This is a genomic window from Pantoea sp. App145 (assembly GCF_047947045.1).
Lineage (GTDB): Bacteria > Pseudomonadota > Gammaproteobacteria > Enterobacterales > Enterobacteriaceae > Pantoea.
The window spans coordinates 916,381-931,684 of record NZ_CP133290.1; the positions used below are offsets into that span (position 1 = coordinate 916,381).

At 55.2% G+C, this 15,304-nt stretch carries 11 protein-coding genes; 6 read left to right on the forward strand and 5 right to left on the reverse strand.

Features of this window, described 5'->3' with window-relative positions; genetic code table 11:
* Positions 1-57: 57 nt before the first annotated feature.
* The 4 genes from manA (at position 58) to RCF31_RS04085 (ending at position 5,963) form a co-directional block, all read left to right on the forward strand.
* Positions 58-1,233 carry a mannose-6-phosphate isomerase gene (gene manA, locus RCF31_RS04070; RefSeq protein WP_416413211.1) on the forward strand — a complete coding sequence of 392 codons (1,176 nt, stop codon included), beginning with the start codon at positions 58-60 and terminating at the stop codon, positions 1,231-1,233.
* A gap of 133 nt (positions 1,234-1,366) precedes the next feature.
* Positions 1,367-2,866: a YdgA family protein gene (locus RCF31_RS04075; protein WP_416412587.1), complete on the forward strand. Its 1,500-nt coding sequence runs from the start codon at positions 1,367-1,369 to the stop codon at positions 2,864-2,866.
* Between the two features lie 208 nt (positions 2,867-3,074).
* Complete coding sequence (gene add, locus RCF31_RS04080; protein WP_416412588.1) at positions 3,075-4,073, forward strand: adenosine deaminase; 999 nt, start codon at positions 3,075-3,077, stop codon at positions 4,071-4,073.
* A gap of 291 nt (positions 4,074-4,364) precedes the next feature.
* Positions 4,365-5,963 carry a glycoside hydrolase family 19 protein gene (locus tag RCF31_RS04085; RefSeq protein ID WP_416412589.1) on the forward strand — a complete coding sequence of 533 codons (1,599 nt, stop codon included), beginning with the start codon at positions 4,365-4,367 and terminating at the stop codon, positions 5,961-5,963.
* Between the two features lie 47 nt (positions 5,964-6,010).
* Here RCF31_RS04085 and RCF31_RS04090 read toward each other — a convergent pair whose 3' ends face one another.
* The 5 genes from RCF31_RS04090 to RCF31_RS04110 form a co-directional block, all read right to left on the reverse strand.
* Positions 6,011-7,051, reverse strand: a complete 1,041-nt coding sequence (locus RCF31_RS04090; protein ID WP_416412590.1) for an oxidoreductase — start codon at positions 7,049-7,051, stop codon at positions 6,011-6,013.
* Positions 7,052-7,128: 77 nt separating this feature from the next.
* Positions 7,129-8,046 carry an arabinose operon transcriptional regulator AraC gene (gene araC, locus RCF31_RS04095; protein WP_313683502.1) on the reverse strand — a complete coding sequence of 306 codons (918 nt, stop codon included), beginning with the start codon at positions 8,044-8,046 and terminating at the stop codon, positions 7,129-7,131.
* A gap of 71 nt (positions 8,047-8,117) precedes the next feature.
* Entirely contained in the window at positions 8,118-9,104 is a 987-nt protein-coding gene (gene araH, locus RCF31_RS04100) for an L-arabinose ABC transporter permease AraH (protein WP_299452663.1), read from the reverse strand.
* Between the two features lie 17 nt (positions 9,105-9,121).
* On the reverse strand, positions 9,122-10,642 hold the full coding sequence (gene araG / locus RCF31_RS04105; protein WP_299452661.1) for an L-arabinose ABC transporter ATP-binding protein AraG: 1,521 nt from the start codon (positions 10,640-10,642) through the stop codon (positions 9,122-9,124).
* 66 nt (positions 10,643-10,708) lie between these two features.
* Positions 10,709-11,692, reverse strand: a complete 984-nt coding sequence (locus RCF31_RS04110; RefSeq protein ID WP_208714885.1) for an arabinose ABC transporter substrate-binding protein — start codon at positions 11,690-11,692, stop codon at positions 10,709-10,711.
* Between the two features lie 367 nt (positions 11,693-12,059).
* Here RCF31_RS04110 and RCF31_RS04115 point away from each other — a divergent pair, with 367 nt between their 5' ends.
* Both RCF31_RS04115 and araA read left to right on the forward strand, forming a co-directional pair.
* A complete protein-coding gene (locus RCF31_RS04115; protein WP_416412591.1) occupies positions 12,060-13,745 on the forward strand; it encodes a ribulokinase in 1,686 nt (561 codons plus the stop codon).
* 12 nt (positions 13,746-13,757) lie between these two features.
* Positions 13,758-15,260, forward strand: coding sequence for an L-arabinose isomerase (araA, locus tag RCF31_RS04120; protein WP_299452648.1), 1,503 nt, complete (start codon positions 13,758-13,760; stop codon positions 15,258-15,260).
* Positions 15,261-15,304: the final 44 nt, after the last annotated feature.

Genomic DNA, 15,304 nt, shown 5'->3' on the forward strand with positions numbered 1-15,304 from the left:
TCAATGGCACTTTATGCCTTAAAATGCTTATAAGCCTATCGTTACTGGGGACAAATGATGCAAAAATTGAACAATTCGTTGCAAAACTACGCATGGGGCAGCAAAACCGCACTGACAGAACTCTACGGCATCGCTAACCCGCAGGGGTTGCCGATGGCGGAACTGTGGATGGGCGCACACCCGAAAAGCCCCTCCACTGTGGAGATCAATGGTGAAAGCCGTTCACTGCGTGACGTGATTGATGCCGACAAAACCGCCATGCTGGGTGCCGCGGTGGCGGATCGCTTCGGCGAACTGCCGTTTCTGTTTAAGGTGCTGTGCGCCGACCAACCGTTATCCATTCAGGTACATCCCAGTAAAAGCGCGGCTGAAGTGGGCTTCGCGCGTGAAAACGCTGCCGGGATTCCGCTGAGCGCTGCCGAGCGTAATTACAAAGATGCCAACCACAAACCCGAGTTGGTGTACGCACTGACACCCTTTCAGGCCATGAATGGCTTCCGCGAATTGCATGAAATCGTTTCGCTGCTGGAGCCAGTGGCCGGAGCCCATCCGCAAATTGCCCATTTTCTGGAAAATGCTGATGAAGACAATCTGGCCAAACTGTTCGCCACTCTGCTGTCACTGACCGGTGATGCCAGGTCGCTGGCAATTGGCGTGCTGAAATCCGCGCTTAATGCCCGTGAGGGTGAACCCTGGCAGACTATCAAAGCCATCTCTGCCGATTATCCCGACGACAGCGGCCTGTTCTCGCCGCTGCTGCTGAACGTGATTACTCTGCAACCGGGCGAAGCGATGTTCCTTTTTGCCGAAACCCCGCATGCTTACCTGAAGGGCGTGGCACTGGAAGTGATGGCGAACTCGGATAACGTGCTGCGTGCTGGCCTGACGCCGAAATTTATCGACATCCCTGAGCTGCTGGCAAACCTGAAATTCCACGCCAAACCCGCCGCTACGCTGCTGACCCAGCCACAGCAACAGGGAGACGCCCTGAATTTCCCGATCCCGGTCGAGGATTTTGCTTTCGCCATTCATACCCTGCACGCTCAGCCCCAGGCGCTGGCCCAGCAAAGCGCCGCATTGCTGTTTTGCATCGAAGGCCAGGCAATCATTGAGAAATCAGGCGAGCAGCTGGTATTACAGCCGGGTGAATCCTGCTTTATCGCGGCCTGTGAGTCACCGGTCACCGCAGCAGGCACTGGCCGTCTGGCACGCGTATTCAACGCCCTCCACTGAAGCGGCTGACGCCCGCATCGTTAACTGCTATCATTTTCAAACTATTAATTAAAAACGCCTGCGGGCGTTTTTCTTCACCCGTCGCGCACAGGCCAGCAGCGTATGCGGACGCAAGGATAAGGACGACTCAGCGATGAAAAAGACCAAGGTTGCCGTAGGTGTGATTGTGGCTCTCGGGGTAATCTGGACCGGTGCCGCCTGGTTCACCGGCAAGCAACTGGAAAGCCATATTGATCAGATGGTGCAAAACGCCAATGCGCAGCTCAACGCTTACGCGCCGAACAGCCGCCTGACGCTTAGCTATCAGGATTACCAGCGCGGCCTGTTCAGCAGTAAAGCTCGACTGGTGTTGCAGGCCAGTTCGCAAACTGAAGACAACCCGTTACTGAAGCCGGGTCAAAGCATTGTGCTGAACACCGTTATCGATCACGGTCCCTTCCCTTTTTCACAGCTGAAGCGCGGCGTTTTCCTCCCGAGTATGGCATCGGTACATAGCGAACTGGAAAACACCGATGCGGTGAAGAAACTGTTTGAGCTGACCAACGGCAAATCACTGGTCAGTGCTGATACCCGCATTGGCTACAGCGGTGCCACTGACACCGCGCTGGCGCTGTTGCCGGCCGATTATCAGGACGCACAGAATGGCGTACGTCTGGCGACTAACGGCGGCACGCTGAATATTAGTGCCGATGAGAAAGGCGACAATATTGGCCTGCAGGGCGATTTTTCCAGTATCGCTTTCGCCAGCAAGAACGAAGTTAATCAGCCGGTGCTGTTTACCCTTAACGGCCTGAAGGTGAATGGCGACACCCACCTTAGCCCGGAAGGGGTACGCGTAGGCGATCAAAGCATTGCGCTGGATAAGCTGACAGCCAGTGTGAATGGTCAGGAAGGTCTGACGCTGGAAAAAATGAACGGTACATCCTCGTTCGACAATAAAGATGGCAAGATTGGCGGCCAGATTGACTATCAGGTCGGCAATATCAGCCTGCAAAAACAGCCATTCGGCGAAGCTAAGATCACCATGAAACTGGCGCAGTTTGATGCCCAGGCAGTGAAAGCTTTCTCCGATAGTTATAACGCGCAAATTCAGGATTTGCTGAGTCAGCCGGGGCTGATCGATGATCCGATCCGCTATCAGGAAGGCGTGCATACCATCCTGATGAATAACCTGCCGACGCTGCTGAAAGGTTCACCGACCCTCAGCATCGCGCCGCTAAGCTGGAAGAACGATAAAGGCGAAAGCACCTTTAACCTGAATGTTGGTTTTAACGATCCGGCCAGCGTAACAGGCGAGGCGCAGACGCTGAGTGCCGCTGTTGATCGCGTGCTGAAAACGCTTGATGGCAAGCTGGTGATCAATATGCCGATGGCAACGGAAGTGATGCGCCATGTTGGCCTGGCGGAAGGTTATCAGGGCGATGATGCGCAGAAACTGGCAGATCAGCAGGTGAAAGGGCTGGCGGCGATGGGCCAGATGTTCCGTCTGACGCAGCAGCAGGATGATAACATCACTACCAGCCTGCAATACGCCAATGGCCAGGTCACCATGAACGGTGACAAACTGACGCTGGAGCAGTTCTTGTCGCGTTATATGCTGGGCAGCCAGACCAGCGAAGGCATGCCTGAGTAATCCACTTTAAAAAAGCGGCTGACCAGCCGCTTTTTTTTTCATTTACCGCGTCGCGACAACCCGACAGAAATCCGTAACAACATCCGATATTTCAGCCTCGATGCTGCTTTATGCAGCATCCGCCCACGCATTTGCGCAAATTGCTGGCGCTGTTGCGCAAGAAGTTTTTATAATGCTCTGCACTTCACAATAACTCAGCGAGTGCGCCATGTTTGATTCCAAAATTCCTCTTACCGACATTCACCGCCACCTTGATGGCAACATCCGGGCGCAAACCATTCTTGATTTAGGCCGCCAGTTTAATCTCAGCCTGCCTGCCACCAGCCTTGAAGCGCTGCGTCCGCATGTGCAGGTCACGGAAAACGAGCCGGATCTGGTGAGCTTTCTGCAAAAACTGGATTGGGGCGTGAAGGTGCTGGGCGATCTTGATGCCTGCCGTCGTATTGCGCTGGAAAACGTCGAGGACGCGGCCCGTGCCGGAATCCATTACGCCGAACTGCGCTTTTCACCCGGCTATATGGCGATGACACATCAGCTGCCGATTGCCGGTGTGGTGGAAGCAGTGATTGATGGTGTGCGCGCGGGTGTGCAGCAATACGGTGTGGATATCCGCCTGATCGGCATCATGAGCCGTACCTTTGGCGAAGAAGCCTGTCTGCGTGAGCTGGAAGGTTTACTGGCGCATCGTGATGGCATCACCGCGGTGGATCTGGCGGGTGACGAGCTGGGCTTCCCAGGCAGTGAATTCCTCAGCCACTTTAACCGCGCCCGCGATGCAGGTTTCCGTATTACCGTGCACGCCGGTGAAGCAGCAGGTCCGGAAAGCATCTGGCAGGCGATTCGTGAACTGGGGGCCGAGCGTATCGGTCATGGCGTGAAGGCGATTGAAGACCGTGCGCTGATGGATTTTCTTGCTGAGCAGAAGATCGGTATCGAATCCTGCCTGACGTCCAACATTCAGACCAGCACGGTCTCCTCCTTCGCCAGCCATCCGCTGAAAGCCTTCCTCAATCACGGTATTCTCGCCACCATCAACACCGATGATCCGGCAGTTCAGGGGATTGAGCTGGCACATGAATATCAGGTCGCGGCCCCCCTGGCCGGGCTGAGTGTGGCGGAAATGCGCCAGGCGCAGGAAAATGGCGTGGCCATTGCGTTTTTGACCGAAGCGGAAAAATCTGCGTTGCGCGCGCGCGTGGCAGGATAAACATTTCCTGCATCTTATCTCAGCGGTGCTGGCTTTATCAGCACTGCTGATTTCTTCATGCTGTCAGACATCACATGATTTTCTCAAATCAATCAGTACCCAAAATCCCCCCACAGGATATTTCTTTTTTAATCCGAGAATCCATACGTTAAAAATTCAATTTGATATTAAACAACATTTGAAGATATTCAGGATGGTCTCATTCATCCCCTGGTTACAGCGCTAACCAAACCACCTTATTACGTTAATGAATGAGATTATTAAGTGAAAAATAAGCACAGACTCCATGGGATGGCATTGTCCCTGCTTACCGTCAGCATGTTGGTATCATTTCAACTCCATGCCTATGACAAATACGATATCAACAAAGCCTATACCGGCGGAGCGAAAGTAACCTGGCAGGGTGGGGATTTCGAGGCGCAATGGTATGCCAACCCAGGTGAAACACCGAACCCGACGGTCACCCACAACTGGGAAAACGTATGGAAAAAAATCGGCACGGTACCCGATATCGATCCCGAACCGACACCGGATCCTGAACCAACACCACCTGCTCCCCCTGAAACCGGGCCGTCTGACTATCCGCAATATCAGCCTGGCAAACAATACAAAATGGGCGAGATTGTCAGTAACCACGGTAACGATTATCAATGTCAGGTCGCTAACTGGTGCAGTGGAGAATCTTCAGTCTATGCACCGGGTGAGGGCTGGGCATGGGATTCAGCATGGAGTCTGCACGGTGGCGCATCTGAACCAGGTCTGGAGCTGAGCCAAAAAGCGCTGGATGAACATGAAGCCGCCCTGACGAACACGGAACAACTGGTTGCAGTGAAAAAAGCCATTCGCACACTGAGTAACGATCAGGTTGAGCAGATTAAGCCGGGCGCGTCAAACAATCCGGCCAACGTGAAACGCGTAGAAGCGCTAGTCACAGCCGCTAAATGGGACACATTCTTCCCGCACCGCGCTCCCGCTTACACCTATGAAAATTTCCTGAAAGCAGTAGGTAAATTCCCGGTTCTTTGTGCGGATAGCGACAATGGGCAGGATGCGGAAGGGATTTGTAAAAAGACTCTCGCCACCATGTTTGCGCATTTTGTGCAGGAAACCGGTGAGCATGCCAGCGAGAGTGACGTTGCTCAGTGGCAACAAGGATTACATTGGGTCAGGGAAATGGGCCTTGACGAAACCAGCTACGATAAATACACAGGCGCAACCTGTGATCCCACCACCTGGCAGGGCAAAGCCTGGCCGTGTGCTAAAGACAGCCAGGGCAATGCGCTCAGTTATTTTGGGCGCGGCGCTAAACAGCTAAGTTATAACTTTAACTACGGCGTCTTCTCACAAGCCATGTATGGTGATGTGAATGTGTTACTGAAAGAACCTCATCTGGTCGCTGATACCTGGCTCAACCTCGCCAGTGCGATATTTTTCTATGTGCAACCGCAACCGCCTAAGCCAAGTATGCAGGCCGTGATGGACGGTAGCTGGCAGCCAAATGCGGCAGACAAGGCCAATGGACTGGTTCCCGGCTTTGGTGTGACCACCCAAATCATTAACGGGGGTGTCGAATGTGGTGGCAGCGTAGAAATCCAGCAGTCGCTAAACCGTATCGAGTATTACAAAGCCTTTGCCAAACAGCTGGGTGTATCCATACCGGACAGTGAAGTGTTGGGTTGTAAGGGTATGAAACAATTCAGCGAAGAGAGTTCAGCGGCGATGCCTTTATTCTGGGTGAAAGATGACAGCTATGTTGCCGAAAACCCAGGCGGGAAGTCCTATGCATGTAAACTGGTTAACTGGCAGGAAAACGATTTTAGCGCGTTAACCAAGGGTGATTATACTCGCTGCGTTAAAGCGAGTTTCCCGGATGTGGTAATTAAGGATTAATTGTTCCTGTACGAAGACTCTCTCCCGCTGGCGGGAGAGAGTAACGATTATTTCAACGACATGGTCTGGCGTTGCTCTGCCGATTGCAGGCCCAGCTCAATCAGCTCCATCACCTGAATCGCCTCTTCCGCTGTGACCGGATTCACACCAGTACCAGCGATGGCATCACGCACGGCCGCATAATAAGCCGGATAGTTGCCTGGCAGCGTCAGCAGGGCTTTTTCCACCATCACGTCACCATCGGCCAGCGTCAGCACACCATCACGCATATCATAACCCCACTCCTCCTTCGGTGGACGTTCGCCCGCCTTCAGACGATCTTCCTGAGGATCGAGACCAAATTTCACATAACTGCCACGCGTGCCGTGCACGATAAAACGCGCCGACTCCGCCGCCGCCAGCATACTGGCGTGCAGCACCACACGGCGTTGCGGATAAGTCAGCGTGGCATGGAAATAATCGGTGGTTTGCGCACCGGTACGCAGTTCAGCCATATCGACGTTAATGGCAACAGGTGCACCGAACAGCTGCAACGCCTGGTCGAGCACATGCGGCCCCAAATCAAACCAGATACCGCTACCCGGCCCTTTCATCTCACGCCAGCGCTGACGAACTTCCGGGCGGAAGCGGTCAAAATGCGACTCCAGATAACGGACTTCACCGAGAGAGCCATCAGCCAGTAGAGACTTCAGCGTCAGGAAATCGCTATCCCAACGGCGGTTATGGAACACCGACAGCAGCAGACCTTTCGCTTTTGCCAGTGCGTCCAGCTCACGCGCCTGCGACAGGGTGACGGTAAAAGGTTTATCCACCACCACATGCTTGCCCGCGTTCAGCGCGGCTTTGGCTAACGGGAAATGGGTATCATTCGGGGTAGGAATTACAATCAGGTGCAGAGTCGGATCGTCCAGCAGCGTCTGAGGATCGGCAACCACCTGCACCGAAGGCCAGTCCGCGTGCACTTTTGTGGCGTCGCTACTGGAGACCGCCGCCAGTTCAACGTCTGGCGTACCGGCAATCAACGGTGCATGGAAAGTTTTGCTGGCAAATCCGTAGCCTATCAGGCCGACACGAAGTTTATCGCTCATTATCATTCCTCTTGTTCGTTACCTGACTGATTTAAGACGAATCAGTCAGTGAGGACAAGAAGGAATCACCTGAAAGCTCAGGAGATCGCACTCCTTGCAGGTTGCCAGCTTTCCTGGGCCACCAGTGCATCCTGTGCATCCTGGCTGCGGCGCCGGAAATCACTGGGGCTGACGCCCACACGTTTACGGAACACGCGCGAAAAATACAGCTGGTCATCATAGCCCACTTCGCGACCCACCGAGGCAATCGGCTCCTGGGTGGTCTGCAACAGCAGTTTGGCACGGATCACCCGCTGGTCTTCGCGCCAGCGCAGCAGGTTGATGCCCATCTGCTCGCGGAACAAATGCGCCAGACGTGACGGTGACAGACAGACATGGCGCGCCACCTCCTCAATTTTCACCTCACTCGCCAGATGATTAGTGACGTACTGGCAGGCTTCAATCACGCGTGGATCGCGGATTTGCTGATGACTGCGTGGATCTTCTTCCACCGCACGCAGCAACAATCGCTCCAGCAGGTTCATCGCCAGTTCTTCGGCAAAACGCCGTCCGGAGTTATGCGTCTGTTCAATGCTGGCAAACAGACGATCAAATTCTGCACGCTGGGCTTCCGGCAGACGCAGACGCCCCACCCCCTGGGATTCGTCCTGCCATTGCAGCCAGTCAGTCCAGTAGGCACGCGGGCGAAAATAGACCCAGCGATGAAACCAGCACGGGCTATCTGGCGCACGGCCATAGTAATGCGGGGTTTTCGGCTGAAACAGCAGCATATCGCCAGGCAGGCAGTCGAATGCCTGTTCACCATCAAACACCCGACCTTCGCCTTTAATGGTCAGATTGAGGATATAGCCTTTCATTCCGAGCGGACGGTCGATAAAGAAATCGAGCGGGCCATCGGCGGTAATCGGCGTCAGCCCGGCCACCAGCCAGGCATTAAAGGGGTACCCCGGTAATAACGGGTTTTGTTGGGCCACGGGGGGTTCGCGGTGGTACATAATGCCCTCACTTTTCGCGTGATTGATAACCGAAACGGAACGGCTGTTACCGTTCCGTTGTTGTCACCGACTCAGGCGGCTTTATTTTTCTGTTTGTAACGGTCAAAAATCACCGCCGCTAACAGTATCAAACCGCGCACCACATACTGTGAGAAAGGCGATATATTCAGGAGATTCATCGCATTCTCAACCGTACCCAGGATTAATACCCCGGCCACCACGTAAGAAATTTTACCGATACCGCCTTTCAGTGACACCCCACCCAGCACGCAGGCAGAAATCACGATCAACTCGTAGCCCAGAGAGGTCATTGGCTGGCCGCTGGTCATGCGCGACGCCAGAATGATGCCCGCCGCCGCCGAGACTAACCCGGAAAGGATAAAAATGATGATACGGGTACGCACCACCGGCACGCCGGCCAGACGCGCCGCTTCCTCGTTGCCACCAATCGCCAGCGTGTTACGGCCAAAGGTGGTTTTATTCAACAGAAACCCGAACACGATCATGGTGGCGATAGTCAGCCAGATCGGGGCTGGCAAGCCAAACCAGTTGGCATAGCCGAGGGCGAAGAAACGTTCATCTTCGATACCCACCGCTTTACCGTCTGAAAAGATATACGCCAGACCACGCACAATCTGCATCGTGGCCAGTGTGGTAATCAGGGCATTGATCTTCAGCCGGGCAATCACGAAACCGTTAACAAAACCGGTCGCCATACCCAGCAGTAAACCGGCCGCCACACCAATCCACAGGCTTTCGGTCATGTTGATCACTACCGCAGTGACCACGCCTGCACAGGCGATCACTGAGGCGACCGACAGGTCAAAATCCCCGGAGGCGAGACAGAACAGCATGCCACACGCCACCATACCCGACATCGACATCGCCAGCCCCAGCCCTTTCATATTGATAAAGGAGCCAAAGTTGGGGACAAAAAGGGTACAGGCAATAAACAGCAGTGCGAACACCACCAGCATGCCGAAGTTATCCCAGATACGTCCCAGTTGCAGGCCGCTGCGCTGCGCCGGTGGCGTATTAGAAGTGGTAGATGAAGCCATAATTGCTCTCCTTTACATCAGGCCACGGCGGCCGCTTGAGTCGTTTTCGGCATCGCCAGGCCCAGCGTCAGCTGCTCCGTGGCACGGTCGTGTGGCAGTTCACCGGCAATTTCGCCTTCACGCATCACCACGATACGGTCGGCCAGGCCCATCACTTCGGGCAGATCGCTGGAGGCAAACAACACGGCAATACCTTTGTTTGCCAGTTGATAAATCAGGTTATAAATCTCGTGTTTCGCACCCACATCAATGCCACGAGTGGGCTCATCCAGCAGAATCACGTTCATCTCCTCCGACAACCAGCGGCCCAGAATCGCTTTCTGCTGGTTACCACCCGACAGATTCATGATCAGCTGCTGCGCATGCGGAGTTTTGATATTGAGCGAGCGGATATGGCTGTCGGCATTTTTCGCCTCCCAGCCGGGTTTAATCAGGCAACCGGCGGTGAGATTATGGCGACGCGCGCTGATGTTGATGTTGTCGCGTACCGAATGCACCGGGATGATGCCCTCCGCCTTACGATCTTCCGGGCACAGCATAATGCCGGCACGAATCGCATCGATCGGCTGGCGAATATTGAGTTTTTTCCCATCCAGCGACACACTGCCGCCACGCAGGCGGGTGGCACCGAATAACCCTTTCATCAATTCACTGCGCCCAGCCCCGACAAGGCCGAATAGCCCGACAATTTCGCCAGCCCGTACTTCTAGCGAAATGGGCATACGCACACCCTTCGCCTCCACCTGGTCCAGCTGCAAACGCACGGGGCCCAAATCACGCGGCGCGTAACCATAGATATCCCCCAGATTGCGTCCCACCATCGCCTGTACCAGGTCTTCATGATGGGTGTTTTTCATGTCCGTGAAGGTGCGCACGTAGCGGCCATCTTTAAACACGGTGATGGCGTCACTTAGCGCAAAAATTTCTTCCATGCGATGCGAAACATACAACACGACCCGGCCCTGCTCGCGCAGCTGGCGGATCACGCGGAACAGATGTTCGATTTCACGCGCCGACAGCGAGCTGGTGGGTTCATCAAACGCGATAATGCGCGCGTTACGCGCCAGCGCTTTGGCAATCTCCACCATCTGCCACTGGCCGAGCGACAGGTATTTCAGCGGCATATCAGGATCGATATCCATGCCCAGATTTTTCAGCTGTAAACCCGCCTCAAAGCGCAGCAATTTGCGGTTGACCAGGCCATGACGATGCGGAATCTGACCGAGGTAGATGTTCTCCGCCACGCTCATTTCCGGCACCAGGTGCAGTTCCTGATAAATGATCGCCACCCCGGCATCCAGCGCCTCGGTGGTGTGATTAAACCGTACCGGCTGGCCTTTGATGTGGATCTCGCCCGCGGTGGGCTGATAACTGCCGCTGAGAATTTTCAGCAACGTCGATTTGCCTGCGCCGTTCTCACCCATCAACGCATGCACTTCACCGGCGCGGCAGTTGAACGAGATATCCTGGAGCGCTTTCACACCGGGGAACGTCTTGCTGATACCATGAAACGACAGAAAGTCAGAATCAGTGTTCATGGGAACTCCATATCATGGTGAATAAGGCGCTCTGTCCCCGCGAGGCACAGAGCGCACGCAACGGGATTACATCAGCCCTTTTTTCGCCAGTTCGGTTTTGAAGTTATCGCGGGTGATCAGCACCACGTCGGTGACTTCAGTAAACTTCGCAGGTTCCTGTCCTTTGGTTACCCACTCATACAGCATCTGGCTGCTTTTATAGCCGTGTACGTCCGGGCTGGGCAGCAGCGATCCGTAGAAACCGGTCGGTTCCCCTTTGGAAAGCTCGCTGACCGCATCCACGCCGTTGATGCCAATACCGATCACATCTGGTGCCTTGAAGCCCTGGCCTTCAGTGGCGCGCACGCCGCCCAGAACGGTGTTGTCATTCATGCCGAGGATCAACCAGTGTTTCACTTTCGGATGTTGCACCAACAGCGAGTTACCGGCGTCGAAAGCACCCGGGATATCGTTAGATTTGGTGGGGACCTGATAAATCTGAGCTGCCGGGAAACCTGCCGCTTTCAATGCATCCATCGAACCGGTGGTGCGGCGACGCGCGGTATCCAGCTCGTTGGCGGTGATCGCCATCACGCCGGTCTCTTTCACATCCCAGCCGCGTTTCTGCATTTCTTTATACAGTTCCTGGCCCTGACGCTCGCCGATTTTGGTTGCCGCCATCATCACCAGTGGCACGGTGTCCATCGGTTTGCCTTTGGCATTAACAAACTGATCATCGACCGCAATCACTTTCAGGTCATAGCTACGGGCTTTCGCCATAATCGCCGATCCCAGTTTCGGGTCCGGGGTACAGATCACAAACCCTTTCGCACCGCTGGCCGCCAGGCTGTCGATGGCGTTCAGGGTTTTTTCGCCGTCGGGTACAGCGATTTTGATCACTTCAAAGCCGAGATCTTTGCCCGCTTTATCGGCAAAGCGCCACTCAGTCTGGAACCAGGGTTCCTCCGGTTGTTTGACGAGAAAACCGAGCTTCATGGTCTCGGCGATAGCGGAATGTGACATAAGCGCGGCGAGACCAATTGCCGCCAGCGTTTTAGTGAATTTATGCATGATGCTCTCCGGCACAATGATGTTTTTAGCGAGCTTTAAACGAATCGGTGTAAACGCTACCACACTGACTTCTCTTACGGGTACAGCGTAAAATCAGCGCGTTAGAACAAGGTTTGTACAAAGGCTGTGCAAACGCTGGGCTAGTTGTAGCGGGAAAAGGTGATAAAAATGTAGAGCGGTATCACATCCCGGAACGACGACAAAATTCTCCATATATTCAGCAAAATTAACCGGTCATTAACTTTTGCAGTGGATCACGAAATGCCTGTTGATGGCAGAAAAGTGCATATTCTCAGCCGGGGATGACTAACCGCTCCAGCCCACCCATTCCAGGATAAGCGCAGATAACTGACACAGGAGAATTTCAATGGGCGCTGGCGCTATTACCATCGGGCTGGATTTTGGCAGCGATTCCGTCCGGGCCCTGGCCGTGGACTGCCACAGTGGCAAAGAACTGGAAAAAGCCGTGGTTAACTATCCGCGCTGGGCTAAAGGGTTGTTTTGCGATGCGCATGCCAACCGCTTTCGTCATCATCCGCAGGACTATATAGACGCGCTGGAACAGGCGCTGGTGACGGTGGTGCAAAAACTCAGCCCGGAACAACGTACCGCCGTGGTGGGGATTGGTGTGGACAGCACCGGATCAACGCCGGCACCGATCGACCGTGATGGCAACGTGCTGGCGCTGCGTCCTGAGTTCGCCGATAACCCCAATGCCATGTTTGTGTTGTGGAAAGATCACACCGCGATAGAAGAAGCGGAGGAGATCAATCAGCTGTGCCACAGCGGCCGCTTCACCGACTACACCCGCTATATCGGTGGTATTTATTCGTCGGAATGGTTCTGGGCGAAAATTCTGCACGTGTCCCGTGCCGATGCGGCCGTTCGTGACGCCGCCGTCTCCTGGGTGGAACTGTGCGACTGGGTACCTGCCCTGTTGAGCGGCACCACCGCGCCACAACAGTTGCGCCGTGGCCGCTGTGCCGCCGGGCATAAGTCCCTCTGGCACTCGGACTGGCAGGGGCTGCCTCCCGCTGAATTCCTTAATGCGCTCGACCCGCTGCTGACCGAACAACTCGACTCTCCGCTGTTCAGCGATACCTGGACTGCTGATGTGCCAGTCGGCACCCTGAGCGCCGAATGGGCGCAGCGTCTCGGTCTGTCACCCCAGGTGGTGCTGTCTGGCGGCGCGTTTGACTGCCATATGGGTGCCGTTGGTGCCGGAGCACAACCCTATACGCTGGTGAAGGTGATCGGCACCTCAACCTGCGACATCCTGATTGCCGACAGCGAAAAAGTCGGTGACCGCGCCATCAAAGGTATTTGCGGCCAGGTCGATGGCAGCGTGGTACCGGGTGCAATTGGCTGCGAAGCAGGACAATCTGCTTTCGGCGATATCTACGCCTGGTTCAGCCGCTTGCTCGGCTGGCCACTGCAACAGGCCGCGCAGCAACACCCTGAGCTGCAACCCCAGCTGGAGCAGCTGCAAAAAGATTTGATCCGTCAACTGACCGATGCCTGGGTCGCTAATCCGCAGCTCGATCATCTGCCAGTGGTGCTGGACTGGTTCAACGGTCGTCGCACTCCTGATGCGAATCAACGCCTCAAAGGCGTGATTACCGACCTCAATCTCGGTACCGATGCCCCGGCGCTGTTTGGCGGCCTTATCGCTGCTACTGCCTTTGGCGCGCGCGCCATTATGGAATGTTTCGAACAACAGCAGATTCCGGTGGCAAGCGTGCTGACTCTCGGCGGCATTGCACGTAAATCCCCGGCCATCATGCAGGCCTGCTGCGACGTGATGAACCGACCACTGGATATCGTCGCTTCTGACGAATGCTGCGCACTCGGTGCGGCCATTTTTGCCGCGGTCGCCGCCCAGGTTTACGCCGATGTCCCGGCGGCACAGCAGGTAATGGCCAGCCCGATCGACGTGACCTTACAACCGGATAGTCAGCGCGTGGCGCGCTATCAACAGCTTTATCAACGCTATCAACATTGGTGCCAGGCCGCTGAACCGCAGTATGCCGCACGCACCGTTTCCGCTAAGTAAAGGAGTGGTTTTATGGAACAGCACAACACACAACAGGTGTGGTTTGTTATTGGTACGCAACACCTCTACGGGGCGGAAACGTTACGCCAGGTGGAACAACATGCGCGCCAGGTGATGGATGGCCTGAATCAGGCGGGCAGCCTGCCGTTGCAACTGGTGCTCAAACCGCTGGTGAAATCGCCGGACGAAGCGCTGGCACTGTGCCGCGAAGCGAACCACGCCAATGAATGTGTCGGCATCATTACCTGGCTGCACACCTTCTCACCCGCCAAAATGTGGATCGGCGGGTTAAGTATCCTGAATAAGCCACTGCTGCAATTCCATACCCAGTTCAATGCCGAGATCCCATGGGACAGCATGGATATGGACTTTATGAACCTCAACCAGACCGCCCACGGTGGCCGCGAGTTCGGCTTTATCGGTGCGCGTATGGGCCTGCAACACAGCGTCGTTACCGGCCACTGGCAGGATAAAGAGAGCCAGCTGCGGATTGGTCGCTGGATCCGTGCTGCCCAGGCACGTCAGGCCAGCCAGCAACTGAAAGTTGCCCGTTTCGGCGATAACATGCGCGAAGTGGCAGTCACCGAAGGTGATAAAGTGGCGGCGCAAATTCAGTTTGGTTATGCGGTAAACGGCTGGGGCGTCGGTGATTTGGTCGAGGTGGTGAACAGCGTCAGCGATGGCGACGTCAATGCCCTGATTGATGAATACGAAAGTCACTACCGCTTTACCGAAGTCGCTGCGGTCAATGGGGAGAAGCGCCAGAATGTGCTGGATGCCGCACGCATTGAGCTGGGACTAAAGCGCTTCCTTGAAGCGGAAGGCTGCAAAGCCTTTACCACCAACTTCCAGACGTTACATGGCATGACGCAGCTGCCGGGTCTGGCGGTACAGCGTCTGATGGGCCAGGGCTACGGTTTTGCCGGTGAAGGTGACTGGAAAACCGCTGCGCTGCTGCACATCCTCAAAATACAGGCAGGCAATCGCCCCGGCGGCACTTCATTTATGGAGGATTACACCTACCACTTCGCACCAGGTAACGATCTGGTGCTGGGTTCCCATATGCTGGAAGTGTGCCCGTCCATTGCCAAAGAAGAGAAACCGCTGATTGATGTACAGTTCCTCGGCATTGGCGGCAAAGCCGATCCGGCCCGCCTGATTTTCTCTACCCCAGCCGGACGTGCGGTGAATGCCAGCGTGATCGATCTCGGCGACCGCTTCCGTCTGCTGGTCAATGTGGTCGATGCCATTGAACAACCGAAACCGTTACCGAAGCTGCCGGTGGCGCGTGCCTTGTGGCGTGCACAACCGTCACTGGCAACGGCATCAGAAGCCTGGATTCTGGCCGGTGGCGCGCACCATACGGTGTTCAGCCAGGCTCTGGATCTCGACGACCTTTATCTTTATGGCGAGCTGAACGGTATCGAAGTGCTGGTGATTGATGACGAGACGCGGTTACCGGCGTTCAAAGATGCGCTGCGCTGGAATGAGGCTTATTACCGCCTGATGCGTTAATTACTTTTCCTGTTTTCTCAGGTCGCGATTTATCGCGGCCTTTT

Coding starts and splice junctions, on each gene's coding strand:
- manA (WP_416413211.1), top strand. CDS start 58: ATGCAAAAATTGAACAATTCGTTGCAAAACTACGCATGGGGCAGCAAA.
- RCF31_RS04075 (WP_416412587.1), top strand. CDS start 1,367: ATGAAAAAGACCAAGGTTGCCGTAGGTGTGATTGTGGCTCTCGGGGTA.
- add (WP_416412588.1), top strand. CDS start 3,075: ATGTTTGATTCCAAAATTCCTCTTACCGACATTCACCGCCACCTTGAT.
- RCF31_RS04085 (WP_416412589.1), top strand. CDS start 4,365: ATGGCATTGTCCCTGCTTACCGTCAGCATGTTGGTATCATTTCAACTC.
- RCF31_RS04090 (WP_416412590.1), bottom strand. CDS start 7,051: ATGAGCGATAAACTTCGTGTCGGCCTGATAGGCTACGGATTTGCCAGC.
- araC (WP_313683502.1), bottom strand. CDS start 8,046: ATGTACCACCGCGAACCCCCCGTGGCCCAACAAAACCCGTTATTACCG.
- araH (WP_299452663.1), bottom strand. CDS start 9,104: ATGGCTTCATCTACCACTTCTAATACGCCACCGGCGCAGCGCAGCGGC.
- araG (WP_299452661.1), bottom strand. CDS start 10,642: ATGAACACTGATTCTGACTTTCTGTCGTTTCATGGTATCAGCAAGACG.
- RCF31_RS04110 (WP_208714885.1), bottom strand. CDS start 11,692: ATGCATAAATTCACTAAAACGCTGGCGGCAATTGGTCTCGCCGCGCTT.
- RCF31_RS04115 (WP_416412591.1), top strand. CDS start 12,060: ATGGGCGCTGGCGCTATTACCATCGGGCTGGATTTTGGCAGCGATTCC.
- araA (WP_299452648.1), top strand. CDS start 13,758: ATGGAACAGCACAACACACAACAGGTGTGGTTTGTTATTGGTACGCAA.